This is a genomic window from Marinomonas ostreistagni (assembly GCF_016461785.1).
GTDB lineage: Bacteria > Pseudomonadota > Gammaproteobacteria > Pseudomonadales > Marinomonadaceae > Marinomonas > Marinomonas ostreistagni_A.
In genome coordinates this window covers 255,898-281,796 of record NZ_JAEMUH010000002.1, presented here as the reverse complement: position 1 = coordinate 281,796, position 25,899 = coordinate 255,898, and the positions used below count along the sequence as shown (strand labels likewise).

General features: G+C 44.4%; 25 protein-coding genes. 11 read left to right on the top strand and 14 right to left on the bottom strand.

The window, feature by feature from the left end; genetic code table 11:
• Positions 1-24 precede the first annotated feature (24 nt).
• The 5 genes from JHD44_RS03060 to JHD44_RS03040 form a co-directional block, all read right to left on the bottom strand.
• Entirely contained in the window at positions 25-291 is a 267-nt protein-coding gene (locus JHD44_RS03060; RefSeq protein ID WP_199460965.1) for a DUF5062 family protein, read from the bottom strand.
• Positions 292-361: 70 nt separating this feature from the next.
• Complete coding sequence (locus JHD44_RS03055) at positions 362-1,099, bottom strand: MipA/OmpV family protein (protein ID WP_199460963.1); 738 nt, start codon at positions 1,097-1,099, stop codon at positions 362-364.
• A 129-nt stretch (positions 1,100-1,228) separates the two neighbouring features.
• Entirely contained in the window at positions 1,229-1,402 is a 174-nt protein-coding gene (locus JHD44_RS03050) for a DUF1328 domain-containing protein (RefSeq protein ID WP_199460961.1), read from the bottom strand.
• 195 nt (positions 1,403-1,597) lie between these two features.
• A complete protein-coding gene (locus JHD44_RS03045; protein WP_199460959.1) occupies positions 1,598-1,945 on the bottom strand; it encodes a Fis family transcriptional regulator in 348 nt (115 codons plus the stop codon).
• Positions 1,946-1,954: 9 nt separating this feature from the next.
• A complete protein-coding gene (locus JHD44_RS03040; protein WP_199460957.1) occupies positions 1,955-3,181 on the bottom strand; it encodes a multidrug effflux MFS transporter in 1,227 nt (408 codons plus the stop codon).
• A gap of 175 nt (positions 3,182-3,356) precedes the next feature.
• Here JHD44_RS03040 and JHD44_RS03035 point away from each other — a divergent pair, with 175 nt between their 5' ends.
• Positions 3,357-3,878 carry a hypothetical protein gene (locus tag JHD44_RS03035; RefSeq protein WP_199460955.1) on the top strand — a complete coding sequence of 174 codons (522 nt, stop codon included), beginning with the start codon at positions 3,357-3,359 and terminating at the stop codon, positions 3,876-3,878.
• A 7-nt stretch (positions 3,879-3,885) separates the two neighbouring features.
• On the opposite strand, the gene JHD44_RS03030 is transcribed toward JHD44_RS03035, so the two are convergent.
• The 3 genes from JHD44_RS03030 to JHD44_RS03020 form a co-directional block, all read right to left on the bottom strand.
• Entirely contained in the window at positions 3,886-5,625 is a 1,740-nt protein-coding gene (locus JHD44_RS03030; protein ID WP_199460953.1) for a bifunctional protein-serine/threonine kinase/phosphatase, read from the bottom strand.
• Between the two features lie 83 nt (positions 5,626-5,708).
• Positions 5,709-6,560, bottom strand: a complete 852-nt coding sequence (locus JHD44_RS03025) for a formate/nitrite transporter family protein (protein WP_199460951.1) — start codon at positions 6,558-6,560, stop codon at positions 5,709-5,711.
• 307 nt (positions 6,561-6,867) lie between these two features.
• A complete protein-coding gene (locus tag JHD44_RS03020; RefSeq protein ID WP_199460949.1) occupies positions 6,868-8,043 on the bottom strand; it encodes a nitrate- and nitrite sensing domain-containing protein in 1,176 nt (391 codons plus the stop codon).
• A 320-nt stretch (positions 8,044-8,363) separates the two neighbouring features.
• On the opposite strand from JHD44_RS03020, the gene JHD44_RS03015 reads away from it, so the two are divergent.
• Complete coding sequence (locus tag JHD44_RS03015; RefSeq protein WP_199460947.1) at positions 8,364-9,938, top strand: alkaline phosphatase; 1,575 nt, start codon at positions 8,364-8,366, stop codon at positions 9,936-9,938.
• A 51-nt stretch (positions 9,939-9,989) separates the two neighbouring features.
• Here the strand turns inward: JHD44_RS03015 and guaD are convergent, their stop codons facing one another.
• The 4 genes from guaD to dbpA form a co-directional block, all read right to left on the bottom strand.
• Positions 9,990-11,297 (bottom strand): guanine deaminase, encoded by a 1,308-nt coding sequence (gene guaD, locus JHD44_RS03010; protein WP_199460945.1) that lies wholly within the window; start codon positions 11,295-11,297, stop codon positions 9,990-9,992.
• Positions 11,298-11,409: 112 nt separating this feature from the next.
• Positions 11,410-12,693 carry a glycerate kinase type-2 family protein gene (locus JHD44_RS03005; RefSeq protein ID WP_199460943.1) on the bottom strand — a complete coding sequence of 428 codons (1,284 nt, stop codon included), beginning with the start codon at positions 12,691-12,693 and terminating at the stop codon, positions 11,410-11,412.
• 56 nt (positions 12,694-12,749) lie between these two features.
• The gene (locus JHD44_RS03000) at positions 12,750-13,121 is read right to left on the bottom strand and encodes a hypothetical protein (protein ID WP_233401663.1); all 372 of its coding nucleotides are present in this window, start codon (positions 13,119-13,121) and stop codon (positions 12,750-12,752) included.
• A gap of 2 nt (positions 13,122-13,123) precedes the next feature.
• Positions 13,124-14,509, bottom strand: coding sequence for an ATP-dependent RNA helicase DbpA (gene dbpA, locus JHD44_RS02995; RefSeq protein ID WP_233401660.1), 1,386 nt, complete (start codon positions 14,507-14,509; stop codon positions 13,124-13,126).
• A gap of 101 nt (positions 14,510-14,610) precedes the next feature.
• Here dbpA and JHD44_RS02990 point away from each other — a divergent pair, with 101 nt between their 5' ends.
• The 5 genes from JHD44_RS02990 (at position 14,611) to JHD44_RS02970 (ending at position 20,034) form a co-directional block, all read left to right on the top strand.
• Positions 14,611-15,219 (top strand): ACP phosphodiesterase, encoded by a 609-nt coding sequence (locus JHD44_RS02990; protein ID WP_199460941.1) that lies wholly within the window; start codon positions 14,611-14,613, stop codon positions 15,217-15,219.
• A gap of 293 nt (positions 15,220-15,512) precedes the next feature.
• On the top strand, positions 15,513-16,514 hold the full coding sequence (gene ylqF / locus JHD44_RS02985; RefSeq protein WP_199460939.1) for a ribosome biogenesis GTPase YlqF: 1,002 nt from the start codon (positions 15,513-15,515) through the stop codon (positions 16,512-16,514).
• Between the two features lie 11 nt (positions 16,515-16,525).
• Complete coding sequence (locus JHD44_RS02980) at positions 16,526-16,906, top strand: YacL family protein (protein WP_133560094.1); 381 nt, start codon at positions 16,526-16,528, stop codon at positions 16,904-16,906.
• A gap of 65 nt (positions 16,907-16,971) precedes the next feature.
• On the top strand, positions 16,972-17,562 hold the full coding sequence (locus JHD44_RS02975) for a hypothetical protein (protein ID WP_199460937.1): 591 nt from the start codon (positions 16,972-16,974) through the stop codon (positions 17,560-17,562).
• Positions 17,563-17,676: 114 nt separating this feature from the next.
• The gene (locus JHD44_RS02970) at positions 17,677-20,034 is read left to right on the top strand and encodes a fatty acid cis/trans isomerase (RefSeq protein ID WP_233401658.1); all 2,358 of its coding nucleotides are present in this window, start codon (positions 17,677-17,679) and stop codon (positions 20,032-20,034) included.
• On the opposite strand, the gene JHD44_RS02965 is transcribed toward JHD44_RS02970, so the two are convergent.
• Positions 20,035-20,745 carry a 3-deoxy-D-manno-octulosonic acid kinase gene (locus JHD44_RS02965; RefSeq protein WP_199460935.1) on the bottom strand — a complete coding sequence of 237 codons (711 nt, stop codon included), beginning with the start codon at positions 20,743-20,745 and terminating at the stop codon, positions 20,035-20,037.
• A 103-nt stretch (positions 20,746-20,848) separates the two neighbouring features.
• Between JHD44_RS02965 and JHD44_RS02960 the strand changes: the two genes are divergently transcribed.
• On the top strand, positions 20,849-21,850 hold the full coding sequence (locus JHD44_RS02960) for a glycosyltransferase family 9 protein (RefSeq protein WP_199460933.1): 1,002 nt from the start codon (positions 20,849-20,851) through the stop codon (positions 21,848-21,850).
• Here JHD44_RS02960 and JHD44_RS02955 read toward each other — a convergent pair.
• A complete protein-coding gene (locus tag JHD44_RS02955; protein ID WP_199460930.1) occupies positions 21,843-22,802 on the bottom strand; it encodes a methylenetetrahydrofolate reductase in 960 nt (319 codons plus the stop codon). The genes JHD44_RS02960 and JHD44_RS02955 overlap by 8 nt on opposite strands.
• A gap of 158 nt (positions 22,803-22,960) precedes the next feature.
• On the opposite strand from JHD44_RS02955, the gene JHD44_RS02950 reads away from it, so the two are divergent.
• The 3 genes from JHD44_RS02950 (at position 22,961) to gcvA (ending at position 25,860) form a co-directional block, all read left to right on the top strand.
• Positions 22,961-23,509, top strand: a complete 549-nt coding sequence (locus JHD44_RS02950; protein WP_199460928.1) for a DUF1285 domain-containing protein — start codon at positions 22,961-22,963, stop codon at positions 23,507-23,509.
• Between the two features lie 66 nt (positions 23,510-23,575).
• A complete protein-coding gene (locus JHD44_RS02945) occupies positions 23,576-24,910 on the top strand; it encodes a DEAD/DEAH box helicase (protein WP_325097036.1) in 1,335 nt (444 codons plus the stop codon).
• A 71-nt stretch (positions 24,911-24,981) separates the two neighbouring features.
• Positions 24,982-25,860: a transcriptional regulator GcvA gene (gene gcvA / locus JHD44_RS02940; protein WP_233401656.1), complete on the top strand. Its 879-nt coding sequence runs from the start codon at positions 24,982-24,984 to the stop codon at positions 25,858-25,860.
• The last annotated feature ends 39 nt before the right edge of the window (positions 25,861-25,899 follow it).

Below are 25,899 nucleotides of genomic sequence, written 5' to 3'. Positions count from 1 at the left end.
GCCCATTATTTTATTCGTACAGCGCTAACTGGCTTCTTTCAATGGATGATCTGCAGGGAGCATTTTATCCATCCAAATGGCGAGCTTATGTTTCATACCTGGTAAGTCTTCTTTGTCAGGCGGCAGTGCGACCACCAGTTTATCTAGCACTAGCAGTCGGTATAAAGACTCCACTTTTTGATTGGCTGAGGTCTGTGCCGAAAAAGCCGCGTAACCACGATTCTTGGCATAAGATTCACCTACTTGAATGGCTTTTTTTACTAACTGCGCTTCATTCTTCAGTTTTTTCATAAGCACCTCCGCGATGATGGTCTTTTCAGTCTAAAACAAACCTTTATCACATCACACTATTTAATCCGTTTTAAAACGTATACACCACAGAAAATGTACCGGCCCAGAAGCTTGATTTGTCTACGATTGGACTATCGCTAATGTTATTTCCCAAACTGGTACGCTGAATGTTTGTAATGGTTTTCCAATGATCAGAGATGGGAAAAATGTGTGTGATGCCCATTTGACCAATTACACCACCTTCACCTTCATAAGTTTCGAATCCAGACAGAGCAGACTCGCTAGCACTGATACCATGGTAATAGTTGACCAGATCTTTTGATTGGTAGGCTAAGCCGAGGGAAGGGATGAACAACCCCGCTTGCGTTTTATAAGGTTTGGACGCTTTGATTTTCGCTTCGTAGCCATTGTGCTTGTCACTGATGTCCGCTGCCAACGAGGAGGTGATATCAATAGATTGAAGCTTGGTTGACCAGCCTAGAGCTAATTCCGTGGCATCTTTGCGCTCATTTAGACCAGTGAGTTGACTGTTATCATCAATATCTAGGGGAGACCTTCTTAGAGTGACAAGTAAACTAATCTTATCTTTGTCGTTTATGGTGTGCTCTAATCCGATGCCCCGCGGAGAAGCTTTAAACATGCCATAGGACAGATTGACGTATGGAAAAGGGTCGCCGACGTTATCTTCGCCTATGATGTAAGACTCGGCCCAGATACCTGTAATACCGATACTAGAAGTTAGTTCATCGGCATAAGTGGTTGCAGCGAATGGCAAGACGATCAATGGTACGTACTTGTAAGCTTTCATGTTTCATCCTCGGATACATAGATAGAGTGATGAAAACTATGGTACGTGCTAAATGACTTAGAAAGGTGATAAAAATAAGGTCATTAGAACCCATTGATGTCATCAATGGGTTCTGGAGTTCGTCAATTTTTATAGCGGCTTCTTACCACGGACGACATGAAGTACTGCAGAAATAATCATCAATATTAGGAATACAAAGAACAGTACTTTTGCGATCCCCATACTTGCGCCTGCAATGCCAGTAAAACCTAGTGCGCCTGCTAGCAACGCTACAATCAAAAATAGAAAAGTCCAACCCAACATAATACGTTCTCCTTAATCGTTAATTTTCTAAATGACATAATCAGATTAGACAAGTTAGGCATGAAATAAGCGCAAGAAACGTGCGGTGAATAGGGAGTTATCGTCATCAATGTAAAGAATATGTATGTGGGCAAACCTTTGCAGAAAAGGGCGCTTCTTGTGTCAGTAGCTTGTCATGAAAAAGCAGAGAGATGCTCAGTGTTGTTGTAATCGGTTCGCCCATTTACCTTCGTGGTTTCTAAAGCATGCTTCCTCATTATCGAGGAATACGTGTGTCTTCGGAGTAGAAAGGCGTATATCTAACTGTTTAAATCGATTCGCAATATCAGAGATAAGGTTGCCAAAACCAGAGCTATTAGCGAATAGCTCTTGGGCTTCGTCCGTCTCAAAAATAACGATGACTTTTAGGCTTTGCGGAAAGGCATTGTAATCGACGGTGTGCGTTAGCCATGCAAAGCCTAAGTTCTGTTTCAAAAGTCCATCGCAGACTTCTGTCAGTGTCTGGCGAATCAGGTTGTCTCTTTTTTTATCGGTTTTACGCATGGTATTCCTTTAAACCGTTGTAGGGTCAAATTCATCCGAATGTTTCGTTTTTGCAAAATATATGAGAACCAGAGCTAAAGAGCCCAGTATGCTAAAACCCATTACCACAGGAATTAACGAATTATTGTACAGCTGACCAATCAAAGTGCCGATGCCCATCGATAAGATGGAAGAGACTGAACCGATCACCGCAGAAGCAATGCCGGCTACATGTCCCATAGGCTCCATAGCCAAAGCGTTGACGTTACCGAACAGTAAACCAAAACAAAAGAACAGCACAGCGGCATATACCAAAAACATCCATAGGGAAATGGTGACAAATGAATGCAGTGCCCAGAACACAATAGAGGTGATTACCACAGTAGTGATGGCGCACAGGGCGATGGGGCGCATGCCAAACGCTTCAACAATACGTGCATTCAGTAACGAAGAAAAACCAAGTACGAGTGCTAAGGCGCCAAAATACAAACTGAATAGGGTGCCTGTATTGAATTGCACTTGGAAAATTTGCTGTGAAGAATTTAGATAGCCAATAAAACTACCAAAGAAAAGCCCCATACAGAGCATATAGCACAGTGTCTGACGATTGCTGAGAACTTCTTTGAAACCATTCTTAAAGCCCTCAAAAGTAAAAGGAATACGGTCAGCCTTTGCCAACGTTTCCTTCAGACGCGTCGATATCCATATCAGCAAAATGACTGCGTACAAAAAGTACATAATAAAAATGCTGTGCCAGTCAGATAGCAGCATGATGGCTTGCCCTAGTGAAGGCGCGATGGCTGGTACTAATACAAATATCATCATTACAAATGACATGGTACGAGCCATTTTAGCGCCACTGAATTTATCTCGTACCAATGCAATAGCTGCAATATAAGGTCCCGAAACGCCTAAGCCTTGGATAAATCGGCCAATCATCAGTTCTGACAACGTGGGGGCAAAAAAACAAAATACAGTGCCAGCTAGATATAAGGCAAAGCCTGCAAAGAGAATGGGTTTTCGGCCTAGGGCATCAGAGAGTGGCCCAGCAATGAGTTGCCCAATGGCCATCCCTAAAAAAAGAAGGCTTATTAATAGCTGAGGCTGGTTTGAGTCCGTTGCTTTAAAATCATGGCCAATGAGCCCAAGAGCAGGTAGTAGGGCATCGATTGAGATAGCGACAATCGACATCAACAGAGCAACCAGAACGGTGAATTCTTTTACCCCCATATCAGATTGAGGAATATGTGAGGGCATACTGGTGATTCCTGAACAAAAGGTTAAATAAAGACGGATTATAGGGTTTTGTTCTCTTTAATGCGCACATGGAAATGTGCACTAAATAGGAAAGGAAGAATTTTGCTATTAAGACGAATTACAATATTTGAACTAATCTAATTAAGAAGTCGTTAAAACTTCGGTTGAGGTAGTTATGACAGTTGTTACTGAAGGTCAACGAAGCGAGCACGAAAAAATACGCCTTGAACATGAAGCGGCGAAGTTGTTCATGCGTTGCTATGAATCAAATACAAATAAGCCTATTAGACATATTTGGCACAATCAACCTATGAGGCCAGATGTTTCCTGTACTTTAGAAGGAGAAAAATTAGACCTAGAGATAGCCCATTTGTATGGTTCTGAAGCCGAAGCAATGGCCATTTTAGGGCGTGAATTATCCGAGCAAACGCAAGCTGAATTGCACTCATTGGATCAAGAGGCCGATGAGCGCTTGTTGAAAGCCCTTAATAGAATCCTTTTAAATAAAGCCGGAAAACGTTACCACACCAACAAAGTGTGGTTAGTGATTCGTAATACCCACCCTCAGTGGAGCAAAGACGAGATTAAAAAGCTATTTGGTCATATTACTGTGCCTGAAGGTCACCCGTTTGAAAAAATCTGGATGGTCGCAGATATGGAAGCAAAGACCGGAATAGTGCGTTTGTATCCTTCGTAACAAGCCACTAAGCCACTGATATATTGTACAGCATTACCAAACAACACAGTGTCAAAACTGCACAAAGCCCTTGCCAGAATTTCAATGGATTCCTAGCAATTAAAGGTGGTTTTGATTTTTTGAGAAATGCTTTATTAGGGTGTCGTAAATCGTGTGCAAACTCGTCTGCCTCTTGATAGCGTTTTTCCGGAGATATGTGAATCGCTTTTAAAATGGCTTCGTTGGCCCATTGCGGTACATTAGTACGTTTTTCAAATTGATTAATCGAAATGGCATTCAACCGAGCCTGCTGTTTTTCTGTTCGAGTTTTAATTACATCTAAGCCATACGGTAATTTACCGGTTAGCATTTCGTAGGCTATCACGCCAAGGGAGTATACATCTGCCGCAGCATTTGGGCTTTGTCCTAAGAAATACTCGGGGGCAGTGTATTGAGCCGTTCCTAAAATATGGAAGTGTTCAATAGCATTTTCAATCTCAGATAACCCCGCCACACTAACAGAGCCAAAATCGATGATTTTTACCGTACCGTTTACATCAATCATAATGTTTTCAGGCTTTAAATCTTGATGCAGCATCTCATGTCGGTGAAATGCTCGTAGGCCACGAGATACTTGCTCGACGATGTTGCGGACTTCATCAAGGCTTGGATGGGGGTGATCCTCCATCCACTGTTTTAAGGTAATTCCGTCGACAAACTCCATTGCTGTATAAATGAAATTTGGGCGTCGCGCTTGGGCCAAGGGTTTCAATACATGTGCACTATTGATTCTTCTCGCTATCCATTCTTCTAAAAGAAATCGCTCTAAATAGCTGGGGTTATCACGAAGATCCATAGATGGCGTTTTAAGAACAACCGTTTGTGCTGTGACTTGATCCTCAGCGATAAAAATGTGGCTGCGTGGACTAACGTGAATCTTACGGATAATTTTATACCCATCGAACTCCATACGTGCTTCCAGTTCCGGTGGAAAAGGCAAAGAGGTTAATTGGCCTAATACTTCCTGATCATCCATTTTAGGGAGTTCGATAACCTTGACGAGTTGAATGGTGAGATTGTCTTGGCTCCCTTTTTCCATGGCCAACTCGACTAAGCCTTTGGCGGCAAGGTCTAAGTTCTGTTCATGTTTTGACAGCGCATTTAACACATCTCGATGATTTATAAATTCATAGACACCATCGGTTGCTAGAAGAAATACATCTCCAACATGAAGGGCAAAGCTGCGATAGTCGAACTCTAAATGTTCCTCCATCCCCAAAGCTCTCGTAAGGTAACTTTTTTGTGAGTTCACTTGAAATCGATGATCTTTTGTCAGAGCTTCCATATGATCAGAGTAAAGTTTGTATATACGAGTATCACCCGTATGGAAAATATGGCCAGTGACTGACTTCATGACCATCGCGCTGAATGTACAGACATAGCCGCGATTCATATTCCCAGAAAAGTGGCTATGAAGGGTTTGGGAGTACAACCAAGCATTCAATGCTGTAAGGACGCGTTGAGCAGAGGTCTTTACAGACCATGCTTCTGATGTGCTGTAATAATCGGATAGAAAACCTTGAACGGCGGCAGCGCTGGCAAATTGACTAACATCACTTGAGCTGATGCCATCAGCAATCGCTAAGGCAACCCCCTTGCTATGTAATACCGTGTCATTCGGAACTTTGAATCCATGAAAATCTTGATTAAAAGGTTTCTTGCCAGCACATGAAAATTGACCAATCTGTACACAGAGAGAAGTACTCATGAATGATGAATCCTATATAAAAAAAGGTGCTCATAAATGAGCACCAAATGCTGGAAAACCAGTAGGAGTGTAAACAAAAAAGATTAGAACGACGTTTTTACTTCAGCGGCAATATCCGCTTTTGCCGCCACTTTGCGTGTAGCACTTTGTTTTACATGTGTGTAGTAAAGAGGCAATGCGACAAATAAGAACCCGCCAGCAAGGTTGCCTAGAGCCGTTGGTAGTTCATTCCAGATGATGTAATCCATAACCGTGAAATCACCACCCATGATCATAGAGAATGGGAATAGGAACATGTTAACAATAGAGTGCTCGAAGCCCATAAAGAAGAACAGCATGATTGGCATCCACATCGCAGCCATTTTGCCTGTTGCCGAGGTAGAGATCATCGCACCTACCACACCCATAGACACCATCCAGTTACATAGCATGCCGCGAATGAAAATGGTCAGCCAACCATCGACACCATGAGCAGCGTAACCAACCGTACGTGATTCACCAATGGTAGAGACTTTCTCTGCAATGACACCGCCATCTGTGTTGTAGCCATAAGTCAAAATAAAGGAAATCATAAATGCTACTGTCAGGGCACCCGTAAGGTTGCCAATGAAGACTAGCCCCCAGTTACGCATCAGTTGGCTCATATCACAGCCGGGACGTTTATCTATGATCGCCAATGGAACCAAAGTAAATACCCCCGTAAGCAAATCAAATTTCATCAAATACAGCATGATGAAACCGACAGGGAATAGGCAAGCCCCTAAAATAGGTGAGCCACTCTTAACCGCAACAGTGATCGCAAACACTGCTGCTAGCGCTAGAATGGCGCCAGCCATGATTGCTCGAATTAAGGTGTCCTTAGTCGACATGTAGATCTTTTCTTCACCGGCGTCGACCATTTTTGTAACAAACTCAGAAGGCATTAGGTATGACATACTTTTCTCCTCAATGGGGATAAGGCTTAAAGACGGTCTTTCATGCTTATTTTTATTAAAGAAAGTCACATCTTGAGCAAAAAAAAAGCGCCCACAGATCGACAAAAAAGTTGTCATCTGTGGACGCCATTGTCCAAATCATCGGCAAAGCCGACTTTAGCTTTACTTGATTAGAATATAAGCAAAGCGCATGCCAGTATTCTAAAGCCTAAATTTCATAGCTGATACAAGGATAAAGTTGTTTTTACTGCATGGATGGGTTTCTGTTGGTGCGACATACACTTTTTTTGCACTATTTTTGAGCAAGTTATTGAGAGTTCAGCATCTCAGAAACACTGAGAATGTTCTCTGCGATATCAATGATTCGTTTGTTTCCTTTCATCGCCGCTTCTCTTAACTGTTTGTATGCTTCTTCTTCTGAGGCATTTTGAGTCTTCATCAAAATGCCTTTTGCTTTCTCAATAATCTTACGCTCATTTAACGTTTGCTTGACGGCGGCTAGCTCATCACTCACTTTGCGTAAATGTTCTGCTTGGCGCTGTACGAGTTCGTGAATTGAATGGGCGAGATTGACAGAGAGACCATTTCTTATTTCAACATTGTGAATAGCATTGCTGTTATCCATTGCCGTCAAAGGTGACATTGGAGGTGCTTCATAGTTAGCAAGCTCGACCAATTTCTCCTCATGAAGACGGAGTTCTTCGTTTGCCTGGGTAACTTTATCATTGCAAAGACAGGTGAGCTCATTCGTAATTTGCTCAGCTATCTTTTGCATCTCGTCAATTCGTGCTGTTGCGGCTTGATACCAAACTTCGCCAATAGAAGTTGGCAATGTGTCTCCTATTTGAAAACGTGAAATAAGTTGCCTCATTCGTTCAAGTTCTTGGGCGGCATTCGCCTGTTCTAACTGTCGCCACAGGGCAGTTGAGGTTGCTGAACCAAAATCGTTAAAGATATCAAAGCAACCAAACTGTGCGTCTTTTAAAGCCCTGATTTGATCTTTGGTTTGTTTACTAAAAGTTCCCTTTGTAAAACCAATGACTCCCCAAGCACGTTCTTGACCAGCGTATTCTTTGCCTTGCAAGAAATTAAACAAACCAATGAGTACTCTGGTGATATCCGGATCATTGGAAACGTCAGCAGCCTCAAAAATAACAGCCAAAAGTCCTGCAATTAAATGGTTAAAAAATTTGGTGTTATCAACCGGAGATACGGTTTTTTCATTAATTTTTTTGCGAAAAACAGGAAGTTCTTCTAGTGAGTGAAGAACGTAAGCGAGACTATTGTATAAGCGAATAGTAGAGCTGCCTCGACGTTCTAAGTCCAGATTGACAAGTGATTCGCAGAAGGTCTGCTGCACACCTGAAATATATCGAATCTCATTATTGCGCTCTTGGCTTAGTCGCTCGCCATCCGATACTAGGTAAGAGTTAGATAAGCCTCGTTCTTTTTGTAATTCATGAATTAAATCAGAGACTTTCACGACTAACGAACTGTTGATCATGAGTTGAGTCAGTGCGTTGATTTCAGATTGCTTTGCGGCGCGGAGAAAGTCTTCAGTGCTAGGAATGATATTCATATATTTGGATACTGCTCTCAATTTATCTAACGAAAAAACTCAAGCAAGCTTTATTCCACATCCTAAGATCAGGCTTATATGGTAATCAAATTTCCAACCAAAACTTTCAGTGATGTGGAGATGATACTTTTTTGTTTAAAAAACAAACACTTTAAAACTATAAATTGTAGTGATACTGTAATAATTCGTTTTTTAATTGAACGTTTAATATAAAAAGGGACAGTATGAATACGATTAAGAAAGCATTAGTTGCTGGTGGTCTATGTGTTGCATCATATAGTGCCGTCGCCGCAGAAGTGAAAAACGTCATACTTATGATTGGGGATGGTATGGGGCCTCAGCAAGTTGGTATGCTGGAAACCTATGCTCAAAAAGCACCAAATTCGATTTATCATGGAAAACCGACAGCCTTGCATCGTTTCGCGCAGGAAGGTGTTGTAGGCTCTTCACTGACTTACCCAACCGACGCAATAGTGGTAGATTCTGCCTGCTCAGCAACACAGCTAGCGACGGGTGTAGCGACGGGTTCTGAGGTTATTGGTATTGACGCAGACGGTAATGTCGTGGAAACGGTATTGGAGAAAGCCAAACGTTTGGGTAAAGCAACTGGCTTAGTGTCTGATACGCGTTTAACACACGCTACTCCCGCTGCATTTGCAGCCCATCAGCCACATCGTTCTTATGAAAATGAAATAGCCGTTGACATGCTGAACACGGGTCCAGATGTTATGCTGTCGGGAGGCTTACGCTATTGGATACCTGAATCTACTAATGAAAAGGGTGAAGTATATCAGCAGCTTACAGAGCTTACGGGCGGCGATGTTTACTTAAAATCAAAGCGTAAGGACGAGCGTAATTTATTGCTTGAAGCGCAAGAGAAAGGTTACGGCCTGGCATTCAACAAAGATCAACTTGAAGCGTCTGATTCAGGCAAACTACTTGGTTTATTTGCTTACTCAGGCATGATGGATGGTATCCGCTACAGCCAATCAAAGTCTGACGAATCGCGCACTCAGCCATCGTTGAAGGAAATGACTTTAAAGGCACTGTCCGTGCTAGAAAAAGATGAAGATGGATTCTTCTTGATGATCGAAGGTGGCCAGATCGACTGGGCCGCTCATTCAAATGATGCAGGTACTATGTTGCATGAACTGTTGAAGTTTGATGAAGCAATTCAGGTGGTCTATGACTGGGCGAAAGATCGAGACGATACGATTGTTGTCGTCACAGCTGACCATGAAACAGGCTCATTTGGATTTAGTTACTCTTCTAATGATCTCCCTGCACCACAAAAGAAAGATGGTGTAGCGTTCCAAGCAGCGGATTATGCGCCAAAGTTCAATTTCGGCAGCTTTGATATTCTTGATGGTTTGTACAACCAGAAGAAGAGCTATTACGATATCTTAGCGGAGTTCGAAGCGTTACCTGAATCAGAGCATACGGCTGCTAACTTGCAAAAAGTCGTCAATCAGAATTCTGAGTTTGATATCACGTTGGCACAAGCTGAGGAAGTGTTACAGGATAAGCCTAATCCTTATCACACGCATGACCATAGCTATTTAAGTGCTGAAACAATTCCTGCTATTCATGACTTTGATGCTTTCTTCCCATACAACGACCGAGGTAATTTATTGGGTCGTGTTCAGGCGACAGCGCAAAATACAGTGTGGGGAACGGGGACTCATACCAGTACGCCTGTGAATGTATTTGCTTGGGGGCCAGCGGCACAGATTCTGCCAGTGTCTTCTATCCAGCACCATTCAAAAATTGGCCAATTCTTGATGGACGCTGTTCAATAGCAGTAAGTCAGATCAGGGCCTGATATCCGCTCTATCAGGCCCTTTTAAAGCTTAAGCGTCTCTTTGATGGACACATTGCCCCATCGCATAGGTGGCTTGAATGGCTCGATCATCGGCCAGAATCATCAAGGCAAATAGGGTATCTTTGATGTCTTTGGCACGCTCTAAGCGTTTACTGAGTAATGGCGTGGCATGTTTATCTATTATGACGAAATCAGCTTCACTGCCTATAGCTAAGTTACCCACTTTGCCATCCAATCTAAGTGCCTTCGCACCACCTAATGTCGCTAAGTAAAAGGACTTAATCGGATCAAGATTTTGTCCCTGCATTTGGATCACTTTATAGGCTTCGTTCAGTGTGTTAAACATCGAAAAGCTGGTACCGCCTCCGACATCTGTTCCCATACCCACGTTCACTTTATGCAATTCGGCTTTTTCTAAGTTGAAAAGCCCACTGCCAAGGAAGAGGTTTGAAGTGGGGCAAAAGGCGATGGCAGAGCCCGTTTCGCTAAGGCGGTTGTATTCTTGATCGCACAGATGAATACCATGGGCGAAAACCGATCGTTCACTTAGTAACTGGTGTTGGTCGTAAACATCTAAATAGTTTTTAGAATCAGGAAACAACTCTTGTACCCAGCTACACTCTTGTCGGTTTTCGGAAAGGTGTGTGTGCATATAAAGGTCATCGTACTCAGATAACAGCTTGCCGGCGGCAGCAAGTTGCTCTGATGTAGATGTAGGCGCAAAACGCGGTGTCACCGCATAGTGTAAGCGACCGTGATTATGCCAACGTTCGATCAGCTCTTTAGAGTCTTCGTAAGCGGTTTCCGGTGTGTCGGTTAAATAGTCAGGGGCATGGCGATCCATCATGACTTTACCGCAGATCATACGTAGGTTAAGAGGGAGTGCCGCTTCAAAGAATGCGTCAACCGATTGCTTATGAACCGTACCAAAGACTAGGGCTGTAGTCGTACCGTTGCGTAACAATTCGGCTAGAAAACGTTCAGCAACATCACTTGCGTATTGTTTGTCGGCAAATTTACTTTCTTCAGGGAAAGTGTAGTTATTCAGCCAATCTAACAATTGTTCGCCATAAGAGGCGATCATGTCGCTTTGTGGATAGTGAATGTGGGTGTCTACAAAGCCTGGAACAATCAGTGCTTCAGGGTGGTGTTCAACTTCGATCGTCGAGTCCAAAAGGGTAATCTGCTCTTCCGCATTACCTAACGCTTGAATGATACCGTCTTTTTCCACGAGCAATCCGTCTTCGAAATATTCAAAGGCTTGATCAGTGCCGACTTCGGCTGGGTTTGCGGTGCAATGCAGGATGGCGGAGCGCCATGCTTTAATCGTTGCCATGTTGTCTCACTAGTTGAAATAAAGGGAAAAAATTCGTCGGGCAAAGACTTTGATCGATTGTTTAGTTTTAGTCAATGAGCGAGCATCTTTTTGCTCGCTCGTTTGGAGGTAATTAGGTTGGCAGTGTGTCAATAAATATTGCCCGGAAGTCATTCACATTAGTCATCGTGGGGCCTGTCACGACGGATTGACCAATCTTTTCAAAAAATGTGTGGGCGTCATTATTCATAAGAAAAGCGCTAGCATCTAAACCTTTCTTATCAGCGTCGTTTAAGGAGTGCTCTGTGATGATCGCACCTGCAATGTCAGCGGCTCCGTCCACACCGTCGGTATCACAAGCAATAGCAGAGATGCCGCTTTGACCTTGGAGCTGTATGGCCAGAGAAAGTAGGAACTCGACATTTCGACCACCGACTCCGTCGCCCGATAGGGTAACAGTGGTCTCACCACCGGATAAGAGTAAGCAAGGTGGCTTAATGGGTTGACTAAAGGTTCTAACTTGACGGGTGATACCGGCCATCACTTTTGCGACTTCTTTAGCCTCGCCTTCAATACTATCCCCTAAAATCAGGCTATTAATACCAAGCTCTTGAGCCCTTTTTGCCGCGGCTTCTAATGCCATTTGTGGTGTGGCTATCAGCTTGGTTGTTGCCAAAGCAAGGCGTTCATCATTCGGCTTAACGCTTTCATAAGCGCCTTTTAGTAATTGCTCACGAATACGATCGTTTATGGCTATCTGGTATTTATCTAAAATAGCCAAAGCGTCCAAACAAGTTGTGCTATCAGCGATGGTCGGACCGGATGCTATGGCAGACAGATCGTCGCCCGGAACATCTGAAATCAAAAGCGTGGTGACTTTTGCCGGGTAACATGCAGCCGCTAGACGCCCCCCTTTGATTTTAGAGAGGTGTCTGCGCACAGTATTGATTTCAACAATGTTCGCTCCGCATCTTAGCAATGCATTATTAACGTCTTGCTTTTCCTTTAATGTCATATCTTCATAGGGAAGAGGCAGTAATGCGGAACCACCGCCCGAAATTAACACGACCACTTGGTCTTGATCGGTCAGGTTGCTGACTAAATCAAGCATGGCTTGTGCTGCGTTTAGGCCATTTTCATCAGGGATTGGGTGAGCTGCTTCGACGATGTTAATTTGCTCACAAGTGACTGCGTATCCGTATCGTGTGACCACGAGACCGCTAAGTTCACCTTTCCAGTTTCGCTCAAAGGATTGAGCCATGGCAGCAGACGCTTTTCCTGCGCCGATAACGATGGTTCTACCCGAGACGGGGCTAGGCATATGTTTTGGAACGCATCGATTAGGTTGGGCCACATCCAATGCGGCTTCGAACAACGAGTGCAATAGTTGGGTATGCGCTGTAGTTGAGCTGGTCATCCTGATACTCCCTAATTATTGTTAGGTGGGTTTAACACGAATCATCGTGTTAAACCCTATGCAGTATCTGTACCACGCTTTTTAAAGAAAGTGAGTGTTAGATGTAAGAAGCAGGCAATGGATACACCGACTGTATTCGCAATGAAGTCTTTCCAATCTGCAATTCTATTGACATAAGGTTGAATTAACTCAATCATCCCGCCGCATATCACAATCAGGCAAGCGAAGGCATAAAAGCGTTTAGACGGCCCCCATGCACAAAGCCCAGCCCAAAAAGAAAAGCCCAAAATATGATGTAGCTTGTCCGAGCCAGGTGGTGAACCAAGAGAAGAGGCAGGCATTAATGTCCCCAACAGAACAATCAGGGCGCCCAATGCGAACCCAAGCCATTGGGTTCGCGAATCAAACAACCAAGACCACTTCATCATGCTTAGCGCAGCACACGAGATTTGATGGTGCGGCCCTTAATCTTCTTGGTAGCAAGGGCTTTGACGACTTGGCGTGCTTGTTGTTTTTCAATTGCGACATAGGCTTGGAAGTCGAAAATATCAATTTTACCTACTGCACTTTTTTCAAGACCAAGTCCTGCAGTTAGCGCACCAAGAATATCCCCAGCTCGCAGCTTATTCTTCTTACCAGCATCAAAGGCAATGGTAGCGACATCTGGCTGTAGTGAAAAATTGCCTGGGCAGATGCCCATTTGCAGGAATTCTGGCTCAATATCAAAGCGCGCGGCAATGTCTGCCAATTTGTAGTCTTCACGCTCAGTAATGAAGCTAACAGCAATACCTTGTGCACCAGCACGGCCAGTTCGGCCAATTCGGTGCGTGTGCACATCGATGTCTCGTGTAGTGTCGTAGTTTATGACGAGGTCAATTTCTTTCACATCGATACCACGAGCTGCCACGTCCGTCGCCACTAGTACTGAACAGCTTCGGTTTGAGAAACGCACCAACACTTGATCACGTTGTTTCTGCTCAAAATCACCATGTATCGCAAGGGAACTAATATCGTGGTCGGTCAACCAAGCTGCGACGTCATCACATTCCGCCTTGGTGTTACAGAAAACAATGACCTGAGATGGCTCAAAGTGCGCCAACGTATCCAGCAAACGATTTGGTTTGTCGCTGTTGTTAGCTCTCACAAAATATTGATCAATATTGGGCTTTGAACTTTCCTCTGCTTCAATCTTGATAAAGCGCGGTTGGCGAAGGAATTCATCTCGGATGCTGGCAATGTTGTCGCTGTAAGTGGCTGAGAACAATAAGGTCTGTCGGCTTTTAGGTGTTAGAGCAACGATGTCGCGAATGCTATCAATAAAGCCCATGTCCAGCATACGGTCCGCTTCATCTAAAACAAGTGTGCTAATGCCAGAGATGTCTAAATTGCCTTTACGCAAATGCTCCATGATACGACCAGGAGTGCCCACAACAACGTGAGCACCGTGTTCAAGGGACGCAATTTGAAGACCAAATGGCATGCCACCACAAAGAGTTAGTACTTTGATGTTTTCTAAGTAGCGTGCAACTTTACGAATCTCTTTAGCGACTTGATCAGCGAGCTCACGAGTAGGGCAAAGCACCAAACTTTGGCAACCAAAGTAGCGTGGGTTAAGTCGTAAAATTAAGCCAATGGCAAACGCCAGTGTTTTACCACTACCTGTTTGTGCTTGTGCCATGACATCTTTGCCATCAATGACGTCTGGTAAAGCTTGCTGTTGGATCGGAGTGAAATCTTGGATGCCCATGTCTGCAAGCAGTTTTGTTAGCTTTGCAGGCAGGATGCCCGCAGGCGAAATATTGGTCGGAGCGTTCAAATGCGTACCTAAATGATAAAAATTTTTCGCAGTCTAGCAAATTTTGCGAAGCGTCACTATTTATAGCAGGTAAGACAGACTGAAATTTATGGTTAAACATTGTGAACTACATTGCGCATTTACACATCGCTAAAGTGACCAGCACTTCTTATGCGGGCAATTTGCTCGGCGATTTCCCTTGGTTACCGAATAATGAACAACAGGATTTGGTCACCGGGTGGCGCTTACATCAAGCTGTTGACACGTTTGTGGATGCGCATCCGCAGTCACTAGCGTTTAAAAGCCTGCCACGTGAAGGGCGCAGACGATTTGCTGGCATTGTTCAGGATGTGGTCATGGATTATTGGTTGGTTCGTTCATGGGGGAACTTTGAGCAAGTGTCTTTTGAACGGTTTGCAGACACAGCGGTTTCAGCTTTAAGGGAAGATAAAGGGAATTGCCCTCAAAGATTACAGGCCATGATCAGCTCACTCGAACAAAGAAATTGGCTATCTGATTTAGGGACACAGCAGGGGGTTGAAAGAGCGTTACGCTCTATTCAGCGCAGGTGGACTTTGGGGCATTATTTAGAGCCTTTTATTCAAGAGCTGCCATTGTTGTTAGACCAGAGCCGAAAGCCCTTTGAAATTCTTTACCCAGACGTTTTGGATTATGTGCAGACCTTGGATTTCTTTGAGGGAGTGGACCAAACAAAAGAAAGGCCGCAGTGATGGCGTCACTACGGCCAAAGGGGCGATAGCCCGATCGAGAGAACACCCAGAGAGAGCGTTAAGTGGTTGAACACCTAAGGTTTCTGGATGTTTGGCAGTATAGGCAGGAGGGCTTTTTTCTGCGTTGACACATGTCAGTTTATAGTGGTTCCTGCATTTATCCGTCGTTTTTGATCTAAGATCCGCTAAATCACAGTCTATTTGTGCAACAACGCAGAGTTTTTACGTAGGTGAACTAAACTTTGTGGTAGACTGCGCGCCAATTTTTTTGAATCAAACTGAGAGGTGTAATCGTGAGCGTTCAATGGTTCCCTGGGCACATGAATAAAGCTCGACGTGAAATCGAGAAAGTCATGACCCAAGTCGATTTGGTCATTGAGGTGTTGGATGCCCGTATTCCGGACTCAAGTCAAAACCCTATGCTGACCACTTTGCGTGGAGATGTGCCTGTATTACGCCTGCTCAATAAAAAAGATCTAGCGGACCGTGAGCGTGTCAATCGCTGGTTAGAGCATTGGCGTGACGCTGACGATATCACTGCTTACCCTTTTAGTACGACTGATAAGGCGGATTTAGCAAAACTGTCAAATTGGGTACAAGCTCTTGTCCCGCATCGAGGTACTGCAGAGAAGCCTATCCGAGCGATGATTGCTGGTATCCCAAATGTGGGCAAATCAAGTTTGATGAATGCTTTGTTAGGTAAACGTGTGGCTAAAGTGGGCAATGAGCCAGCAGTCACCAAAGCACAGCAAAAGCTGCGCGTACACGATGGTTTTCAACTGTTGGATACGCCTGGGATTCTATGGCCCAAAATCGAGAACCCTGATGCCAGTTATCGTTTGGCAGTGACTGGTGCGGTGCGAGATACCGCCATTGATTATGAAGATGTCGCCTTAGTTGGCTTGAGCTTTTTCTTAGCGGATTACAATGATGCGCTCGTTACCCGCTACAAGTTAAAAGCGATTCCGACAGATGCTGCTGAAACGTTAAAGATTATTGGTTCTAAGCGCGGGGCGTTACGCGCTGGCGGAAAAGTCGACATGCACAAAGCCGCTGAAGTTTTCTTATCAGATGTACGTAGTGGTGCCATTGGTCCCTACGTGATGGAAACCCCAGAGATGGTGGCAGATGAGTGGGTCAAAGTAGAGCAAGTTAAAGCTGCCAAGGAAGCCGCTCGACAAGCGCGACTTGCTGCAGCTGTGCCCCAACGTCAGCAGCAACAGAATGTGGCATATCGCCAAGAAAATAGTGATAGCCCTGTTAGTGATACCCTTGATAGTGATAGTAAAGAGTGAGGTTCTGCTCTATGGATTATGAAATAGCATTTGATCAAGAAGAAGGCTCATACCGAGTATTTGCGGACATTGAGTTTTCAGCCATTGCGGAATGGGTTAGTGAGCACCTAACCAACAAAGAAACGGTTCAGCGTGTTTGGCAAGCTGTATCATTGGCGGAAAAAGAAGACGAAACAACCGAATTCCAGCACGGAATTTTTCAAGTCGTGATCAGCCCTGAAGGCGTTGTGGTAAAACGTCGCGTAGACATGAGCCAAGCAGAAGACGAGATTAAAGCCATGTTTGACACTCAAAGTAACTTTTTTCAAGCCTCTAATGATGGCATTGAATCGGAGTGCGGCTTAGATGATCTTATTGATTTGATTGAAAATTGGCACGAATTTCAGCAATAAGTTGTTCCTAGGTTAGCCAAGGTTTACACTAACCCTGTTTTTAATGATGTCCTTTAGGAGCCAGTATGCTCATCGAATTGGAAAAAGCCCGAACACGTAAGAATGTAGTACGTATCTTCCGTGAGGAAATTGACGGACCAGATAATTGGACAGATGGCTTTATCATCGCGGCAAATGAAGAAATGGTGCTCATGCAGCTCATTGATGATGGTGTTCATCTAAATGGCTATCAGATCCTGTTTCTAGAAGATATTAGCGACTTTATGCACCCCGCGCCGTTTAATGATTTCCAAAAGCGTGTGCTTGAAATCCGTGGAGAAGACATTGAAGATCCAGAAGTGGACTTGGATGATCTTGCGGTACTTCTAATGGACATTAGTGAAGAGTTTGGTTTAGTGACCATCCACCGTGAAGAGGTGGATTCTGATGGTTGTGAAATCGGTCGTGTGCTTCGAGCAGATGCCACCACTTTTGAACTGGAAGAAATCGGTTCAGATGCCCGCTGGTTTGATGAAACATACGAATACGACCTATATGACATTACTCGTATTGAGTTTGGTAGTGCGTATGAAGATGCATTGCTACTTGCTAACGAAGACATGGGCGAAGATGCTTACGAACTTGTTGAGTTTGATGAAGACGAAGACAATCGTTAAGTCCAACACGTATCATCTTAAAAGGGGAAAGTTTACTTTCCCCTTTTTTATTGCTCATTGAACTGTTTTAAATGTTGTAACGTATAAGTAACAAACGAATCCTAGGACGAACATATGAAATCGATTTCTCGCTGGTTGGGTATTTTTGCCCTATTAGCCATTTCTGGGTGTGCTGTATATGCCACTCAAAATCTGGATGAAGCTTACGGAAAAGCCAACAGCGCGAATCGGTTGCCTCAAGAAGAGAAGTTGCCCGTTAACTTCTACCAAGACCAAGTTAAGCCCATTTTAGAAAACCGCTGTATCAACTGTCATGCCTGCTACGACGCCCCTTGCCAAATTAAACTCACTGCCGCAGATGGTATTGAACGTGGCGGTAGTAAGGATAAAGTCTATGAGGGTGATCGTTTGCTGGCCGTGGAGCCAACTCGATTATTTGAAGATGCCCGAACAGCCCAAGAATGGCGTGATAAGGGTTTTTACCCCATTTTAAACGAACGATCGCAAAGTCCAGCGGCAAATCTGCAAGGTAGTGTCTTATATCGAGCCATTGCCCTGCGTCGAGAACAAGGCGAGTTCCAACATACTGTACTGCCATCGGACGATTACGATTTTTCATTGGACCGTGATCAAGAGTGTCCAGCAGTGGAAGAATATTCTAATTTCGAAGCCTCCCACCCGACTTGGGGGATGCCGTACGGTTTACCTGAACTAACGGATCAAGAGTATGACATTTTGACTCGATGGTTGGTAAAAGGGGCGCCTATGTCTGCGCCAGTGAATGTTCCGCCTGAAATAACTGAGCAGGTGTCGAAATGGGAAGCGGTGTTTAATGGAGATGATCTCAAGTCCCGATTGATCAATCGCTATGTTTACGAGCATATCTACCTTTACAGCTTGTATTTCGATGACGATGCTCAGTTCACTTATAAATTAGTCAGATCAAGCACGCCACCGGGTGAGCCAATTCAGCGTATTAGTACTCGTCGTCCATATGATGCGCCAGGGGTTGAGCGCGTCTTTTATCGACTATGGTTAGACCCTGAGAGCCGTGTCCAGAAGACTTTCATCCCTATGAAAATGGATGAAGAACGATTGCAGCGCTGGAGCGCTTGGTTATACGACTTGTCGTTTGATGTCACAGAGTTACCAAGTTATGCACCAGAAGTGGCCAGTAACCCATTTCAGTCTTTTGCACAGCTGCCGGCAAACAGCCGCTACCGCTTCTTACTTGATCACGCGCAAAATACCATCATGGCGTTTATAAAAGGTCCGGTGTGTCGTGGCCAGGTTGCCGTAAACGTGATCAATGAGCAGTTTTGGGTGTACTTTGTTAACCCAGATTTAGAGATACATAATATCGGTAGTTCATTCCTAAAAGAAAATGCTTCTTCATTGGCGTTACCTGCATCACAAAGTAGTAATGCTCTGCCTTTAACGTCATGGGTATCGTATTCAGAGAAGCAAAAGAGTTACTTATCATCCAAAGCCAAATTGATTGAAAAACTTGGTACTAAAGGCCTTACCATGTCTACTAATATGATTTGGGATGGTGAAGGTCGTAATGAAAACGCAGCCCTAACAGTGATGCGTCACTTCGACAACGCTACGGTTGAAAAGGGCATGATAGGTCCTTCTCCCAAAACAGCTTGGGTAATCGATTACCCATTATTAGAACGCATTCATTACTTGCTTGTTGCAGGTTTTGATGTGTTTGGTAACGTTGGTCACCAGCTAGTAACACGTTTATATATGGACTTCTTGCGTATGGAAGGTGAGATGAACTTCTTACTGTTGCTGCCAAAAGATCAACGGCAGACGGTCAGAGAGTACTGGTATCGCAATACAGATCAGACTATTAAAGATTATATCTTCAGTGATCTCCTCAAAGTGAATATTGAGTCGAGCATTGACTATAAGACCGATGATCCAAAAGAAGAGCTGTTTGATCACATTCGTCAGCATATTGCGAAGGTGTTGAACCATGATCATGAGCTTTCACAAAGCTCATTAGCGGTGAAGACTCAAGATGCCTTGTTGTCATTGCAAGCACTTCAAGGACAAGCTGTTGCGCCATTTCCTGAAGTGTCTTTGATATTGATCGAGCAATCGAATGGTGATGCTGAGTTGGTCACCTTGGTGCATAACCGAGGACATTACAATATCACCAGTCTGCTGGATGAAGAGTCAACCGTGGCCCCTAACGAAGATTCTTTTGTTGTCGCCTATGGTGTCGTCGGGGATTACCCTAATGTCTTAATAAAAGTCTCTGAAGATGAAGTAGAGACATTTGTTGAAACCGTTAGCGGTATCCGTGATGACCGTGGCTATACCGCTTTGCTAGATCAGTATGGTGTAAGGCGAACCAGCCCTGAGTTTTGGCCGACCAGCGATAAAATTGCGCGTATGAACCAATCTATGAAGCCACTGAGCAGCGGCATCTTAGATTACAATCGACTACAAAACCGCTAGTTAAGCACCATAGCCTTGCAGTAAGGCTTGCCATGCGGCATCACTGAATTGGAACTGGGCAAGTTTGCCCTGTTCCTTCAGGAAGGAGCGTTTTAAACGTTCTAAATTCTCTTTCTTCCAGCTTTTCTGGTCGCTACGAATGGAGCACTTGTCGAAATCTATTACCCAAACCTGAAACGACGTATCGATCATGATGTTATGGCAGTTTAAGTCGCTGTGATACACATTATGTTGGTGGAATTCTGCAATAGTGCGTCCAATACGATGCCAAACAGCATCTTCTAGAGACGTTTGTTGGAGGCATTCGTAGAGGTCTTTGGCATTGGGGATTACTTGTGTCATCAACCAAGCCTGATAAAACAAACCATTGCGACGAATCATACCGGCTACAGGTTTCGGGGCTGGCAGACCTAGCTGTTGCAATCTTTCAAGTAATGCCAGTTCTTTGTAAGCACGCGTTTGCTCGATAGGTTGAGTGAAAAAGTGAAACGTATTGAACTTTGCGATGAATCCGCCACGTCGGTAACGGCGAAGTACAGTTTGACCCACTGGGGTGTCTAGAAACCAGACAGTACCTCTCCCCACAGCAGTATGGGTTAGCCTGTCTTGAGATTGCCAATATTCAGGGGTAAACCATTCCTTGGTGACTCCCGGGTTGCCTGGGCTGATGAATAGAATGTCGCTACTTGCGGTTGGATGAATGCTTGGCATGTAAATAATCTAAAAAAATGAATGAGATGGCAGGTTTTACGGGCCATTTTAACGGCGCGTATTTTATAATAGTTGATCTATTTAAACAGCCCCAGGGGAGCAAATGGATCAGACTATTCAACGTATTGCCGTGATTCGCTTATCGGCTATTGGCGATGTGTGCCATGCCATGGCGGTTATTAGTGCAATACAAAAGAAGTACCCCAACGCAGAAATAACATGGATTACAGGACCACTCGAAGCGCAATTGGTTCGTTTGCTACCAAATATTAGCGTCAAAGTGTTTGATAAGCGCACAGGGGTAAAAGGGATGCTGGCACTGCGAAAACAGCTGTCTGGCAGTTCCTTTGATGTGTTGCTTCACTTGCAGTGGTCAATGCGTGCTAGTTTATTAAGTAGGGTGGTGCGGGCCAAAAGACGTATTGGTTTTAATAAAGCCTTCTCACGTGAAAAGCAGCATTGGTTTGTAAACGAGTATGGCGCGACGCCTAAGTCGGAACACGTTCTAGATTCCTTTCTTTCTATTAGTTCGGTGTTGGGTATTACAGAGGTTGAGTTACCACTAACTTTGTCCTTGCCTAAAAAGCCTGCAACGCTCCCTAACGATTATGTTGTGATTAATCCATGTGCCTCAAAAGCTGAGCGTAATTGGACCGTTTCAGGATACAAGGCGGTGATTCAATGGTGTTCTGAGCAGGGCAAAACCGTCGTTCTAACCGGTGGCCCAAGTTCTTTGGAGCGGGAAATAGCACAACAACTTGAGTCAGATGGCGTGATCAATTTAGTAGGGCAAACCAGTCTGCCGCAAATGCTCTCGGTGCTGGCGGGGGCTAAGTGGGTGTTGAGTCCTGATACCGGACCTGCACACATGGCGACACTGGTCGGAACACCTGTGATTGGTTTATATGCACACTCTAATCCAAGGCGTACAGGGCCTTATGTGGACTTAGATCGTGTGGTCAGTGTTTATGATGAATGTGCTAAGAAAGAGTACGGCAAGCCAGTAGCAGAACTGCCTTGGGCAGCTCGAGTACATGACCCTAAGGCCATGGAGCATATTGCAACCGAGCAAGTGATTGCTCAGCTGCAGGCGATGGCTAGTTGATATTTTGTTCAGCAAGCTTTAGATCAAGGGTTGCTTTTAAAAGCTTGTAGAGGTTGATCGAAGCGTCAATTTCTTCTTTGCGGTTAGTTAAGCTCTCAATATTTAGACCAAGAGGAATGCCCAAAGGCAGAGCAATCTCAATAATCTGCTCCAAAGCAGAGCGACAAATCTTAATGGACTCATCAAGTGGCGACTCGGCATCAAGAATACGGTGCTTAGTCGCATCAGGCACAGAAATGCCTAACCATTCCATAAAGCTCAATGTTTTTTCACTGCCACAAGGAGTGAAAGTCAAAATCACACGCTTAGGTGCTTCTCCCTTGTCGCGACAAGAGCGAGCGTATTGGCTCAGCATGTCGACAGTCGCTTGTGGGTTGTAAACGGCTTGCGAAACAAAGAAATCACAGCCTGCGATGGATTTGTTCATTAAACGTAAGTGCTCATCACCTTTCACTGCATGGCGTTCGGCGATGGTTACGCCACCCAAGTTAAAGTCATGGGCATTCTTTTGTAGTGTTTCATAAGCTTGGTTTAGTGGTAGAACAATTTGTCCCTCAGAAGAAGGCGCACCTACCAAGACGATGTCGCGTACACCATAGTCTTCCCAAGCAGAGTTCAGCCATTTATCGAATTCTTGTGCACTGCGTGAAGAGACGCTTTTGTAGGTGATCACAGGTTTGATTGCCAACGTGTTCAGGCGTTTTGACCATTCTAATGGGTCATGAGTCTCCATGTATGGGAATGGACGCGGTTTCGAAATACGGCTACTTTCGTCTTGTATATCGTAAACAATTAGGCCGTCGACTTCGATTTGGCCTAGTCGGTCAAGTAATTTTTGACCAATGTCATTTAGCTTTTGGTCATCGTCGATCGTGTTTTTCGGCGGTGTTGTGCCGATAAAATAGACCCCACGATTTGGGTCGGCAAATTTACGTGCTAATTCAGTAGTCATTTGGGGGCTCGTTTTATAATCTCTATGGAAGCTTAGCTTCTTGTAATCATCTTATGCTGCATAGTTTAACAGTGAATCGAATTCAAGATCTGCTATCAGCGTGTGAATAATTTTGAAGTTAAATTGAATGGCGCTAATTTGCTGTATGAGGAAAGCCCATGCCGAGTATTAATTTAGACCCCATCACCCTAGAGGAAGGTTACCCGCCTGTGGAACGTTGGCACCCTGATTTTTGTGGCGATATGGATTTACTCATCAAAGCGAATGGTGAATGGATTCATGAAGGAAGTGCGATTAAGCGTGAAAAAATGGTGACGCTGTTTAGTCGCATTCTTTGGCGTGAAGGGAATGAGTACTTTTTGGTAACGCCTGCTGAAAAGGTGCGCATACAAGTGGAGGATGTGCCATTTCAAATTGTCCGAGCAGAGCAGATAGCCAATACTGCAGGTGAATTCGTTTGGCGCTTTTATACGAAAACAAATGATGTCCTGACGCTGGGGGAAGATTGCCATATAGAATTGAGAGCATATCAAGGTGATTGGCTGCCTTATGTTTCAGTACGCCATGATATGTGGGCAAACTTTCATCGTAATGTTTACTATCAGTTAGTTGAAGAAGCTGAGCAGGTGGAACATGCTCAAGGTATTACTTTGCGGCTGAAGAGTGCAGGGCAATTCCATACGATTGGAACTTTTCACGAAATATAAACGATTTCTGTGTTCGTCGTTTGATGGGCTACGTTATAATGAGCCTTTGAAATATATCTTTGTAAGGTGAAGCGATTGTTATTTTCTGAGTTTGATTTAGATAGCCGATTAATGAAGTCTTTTGGTCACTTTGGCTACGAGCACGCAACGGAAATTCAGGAGCGTGCGATACCTGAAGCGATGGCTGGTAAAGATTTATTGGCGTCTTCCAAGACAGGCTCAGGGAAAACGTTGGCGTATTTGTTGCCAGCCGTTCACCGTTTATACACTCGCAAAGCTTTAGCTAAACGTGACCCTCGCGTTCTGATATTAGTACCGACGCGCGAGTTGGCAAAACAAGTGTACGCTACTCTTAGAACGCTAATTGCGGGGACACGTTTCAGCTCGATTTTGGTGCTGGGCGGAGAGAACTTTAACGATCAGCATAAAAACTTCCAAAAAGACCCACATTTTGTCGTCGCAACACCGGGTCGTATGGCGGATCACCTAAAACAGCGCAACGTGTTTTTAGAAGGCCTAGAAATGTTGATCCTAGATGAAGCGGATCGCATGCTAGATTTAGGCTTTGCAGCGGATTTACGCGCTATCAATAACGCTGCGAATCACCGCCGTCGTCAAACGTTATTTTTCTCTGCGACACTTGATAACACCGATGTGAATGAAATTGCGCAAGAGCTACTGCATGAGCCAGTGCGAGTGGCAATTGGTCACAGCCAAGATGAACACCAAGATATCAAACAATATGTTTACTTATGTGATCACTTGGATCATAAGCAGGCACTACTAGAGCACTTCATTCGTTCCCTCACAATTAAGCAAGCAATTATCTTCACGGCGACCAAAAGTGATACAGTGCGTTTGGCGGAACTTATTGGCAGTTGGGATGTGCGAACGGGGAGTTTGAATGGCGATATGAGCCAAAGCGCCCGTAGTAAAGTGATGGATGACTTTGCGCGTGGCAAATTTGACGTGTTGGTAAGTACTGATCTGGCATCACGTGGACTAGATATTGCAAGTGTTTCTCATGTGTTTAACTTCGATATTCCAAAGCCTGCAGAGGAGTTCGTACACCGTACCGGTCGTACGGGCCGAGCTGGGTTTAAAGGCGAAGCTATTTCATTGGTAGGGCCTAAAGATTGGTTTAATTTTAAGGACGTTGAAGAGTTTTTAAAACGCACCTTTGTGCTATCGAAAGTAGAAGGCTTGGAGCCAACGTTTACCGGTATCGCGAGTAAGCGAGCGCCACAGAAACAAGCGAAACCAAAAAACAAGCCAAAACCAAAGGCCAATAAAGTCCAAAAGAAACCTGTCGCTCGTAAGAAGGTTGTCTTTCAAGATCAAACACAACAAGGGTTCGAGCCATTTCGTTTGCCTAAGAAAAAAACACAACAGGATGTATAGTGGTTTTTGGATCACTATACTGCAAAGCCTCGCAAGAGGCTGCTTGACTCGGAGAGCACATTATTAATAGATTGCCGCCTTTAAATTCGTTGAAGTGTTTTGAATCGGCCGCTCGTCATGGCAGCTTTAACAAAGCTGCTCAAGAGCTTAACGTGACCCCTTCAGCGATTAGCCATCAGATCAAAGGGCTGGAAAGCTTTTTAGGGATTGAGCTATTTCGTCGCACGAAAAGAAAAGTTGTGTTGACCGAGGCAGGTGAGACGTACTTAAAACCGATCAAGCAAATTTTCCAAAAGTTAGAGCAAGCGACCGCCGATCTTAAGAGCGCTCAGCATGCAGGATCTTTGCGGCTTGCAGTCGCTCCTTCGTTCTTAACTCGCTGGTTGATGCCTCGCATGGAGCGTTTCCAAAGTCGTTATCCTGACATCGAGATCGAAATCCGATCATCGATGGGCTTTATTGACTTCTCTCTGGGGGAGATCGATATGGCGGTATACTTCGGTAACGGTGAATGGAGTGATGTTGAAGCTCATTATCTAAGGCCCATTCGTCTTGCGCCGGTATGTTCTCCCAGAATGATCAAGCCTGATCAACCGATTAAACAGCCCGAAGACATGCGTTTTTATCCGTTATTACACGTTAGTAAACGTAATGATGAATGGAACGATTGGTTAGTGCAGAATGACCTGGACCCAAAGGTCTTTCGACGTGGTCTGATGTTCTCAAGTGGTTCTCTTACCGCTGGGGCCGCCGCTCAAGGGCTAGGCATTGCGCTGGCTGATATTAGCTTAGTTTCCCCAGAGATCGATTCAGGTCAATTGCAAGTTCTATTTGATAAACAACTGGATACCAATCGCTCGTTCTATTTGGTATTTGAGAAAAAACGTGCGCTGACGCCAGCTATGGCAGCGTTCAAAGAATGGATTATTGAAGAAATGAACGACAGCTAATTTATAGCTGTTTTATGTTGGCTAGATAACTGGCCGTGT

Bases quoted from the DNA above. Each gene is read 5' to 3' on its own strand.
- JHD44_RS03060 (WP_199460965.1), bottom strand. From the start codon at position 291: ATGAAAAAACTGAAGAATGAAGCGCAGTTAGTAAAAAAAGCCATTCAA.
- JHD44_RS03055 (WP_199460963.1), bottom strand. From the start codon at position 1,099: ATGAAAGCTTACAAGTACGTACCATTGATCGTCTTGCCATTCGCTGCA.
- JHD44_RS03050 (WP_199460961.1), bottom strand. From the start codon at position 1,402: ATGTTGGGTTGGACTTTTCTATTTTTGATTGTAGCGTTGCTAGCAGGC.
- JHD44_RS03045 (WP_199460959.1), bottom strand. From the start codon at position 1,945: ATGCGTAAAACCGATAAAAAAAGAGACAACCTGATTCGCCAGACACTG.
- JHD44_RS03040 (WP_199460957.1), bottom strand. From the start codon at position 3,181: ATGCCCTCACATATTCCTCAATCTGATATGGGGGTAAAAGAATTCACC.
- JHD44_RS03035 (WP_199460955.1), top strand. From the start codon at position 3,357: ATGACAGTTGTTACTGAAGGTCAACGAAGCGAGCACGAAAAAATACGC.
- JHD44_RS03030 (WP_199460953.1), bottom strand. From the start codon at position 5,625: ATGAGTACTTCTCTCTGTGTACAGATTGGTCAATTTTCATGTGCTGGC.
- JHD44_RS03025 (WP_199460951.1), bottom strand. From the start codon at position 6,560: ATGTCATACCTAATGCCTTCTGAGTTTGTTACAAAAATGGTCGACGCC.
- JHD44_RS03015 (WP_199460947.1), top strand. From the start codon at position 8,364: ATGAATACGATTAAGAAAGCATTAGTTGCTGGTGGTCTATGTGTTGCA.
- guaD (WP_199460945.1), bottom strand. From the start codon at position 11,297: ATGGCAACGATTAAAGCATGGCGCTCCGCCATCCTGCATTGCACCGCA.
- JHD44_RS03005 (WP_199460943.1), bottom strand. From the start codon at position 12,693: ATGACCAGCTCAACTACAGCGCATACCCAACTATTGCACTCGTTGTTC.
- JHD44_RS03000 (WP_233401663.1), bottom strand. From the start codon at position 13,121: ATGATGAAGTGGTCTTGGTTGTTTGATTCGCGAACCCAATGGCTTGGG.
- JHD44_RS02980 (WP_133560094.1), top strand. From the start codon at position 16,526: ATGGATTATGAAATAGCATTTGATCAAGAAGAAGGCTCATACCGAGTA.
- JHD44_RS02975 (WP_199460937.1), top strand. From the start codon at position 16,972: ATGCTCATCGAATTGGAAAAAGCCCGAACACGTAAGAATGTAGTACGT.
- JHD44_RS02970 (WP_233401658.1), top strand. From the start codon at position 17,677: ATGAAATCGATTTCTCGCTGGTTGGGTATTTTTGCCCTATTAGCCATT.
- JHD44_RS02965 (WP_199460935.1), bottom strand. From the start codon at position 20,745: ATGCCAAGCATTCATCCAACCGCAAGTAGCGACATTCTATTCATCAGC.
- JHD44_RS02960 (WP_199460933.1), top strand. From the start codon at position 20,849: ATGGATCAGACTATTCAACGTATTGCCGTGATTCGCTTATCGGCTATT.
- JHD44_RS02955 (WP_199460930.1), bottom strand. From the start codon at position 22,802: ATGACTACTGAATTAGCACGTAAATTTGCCGACCCAAATCGTGGGGTC.
- JHD44_RS02950 (WP_199460928.1), top strand. From the start codon at position 22,961: ATGCCGAGTATTAATTTAGACCCCATCACCCTAGAGGAAGGTTACCCG.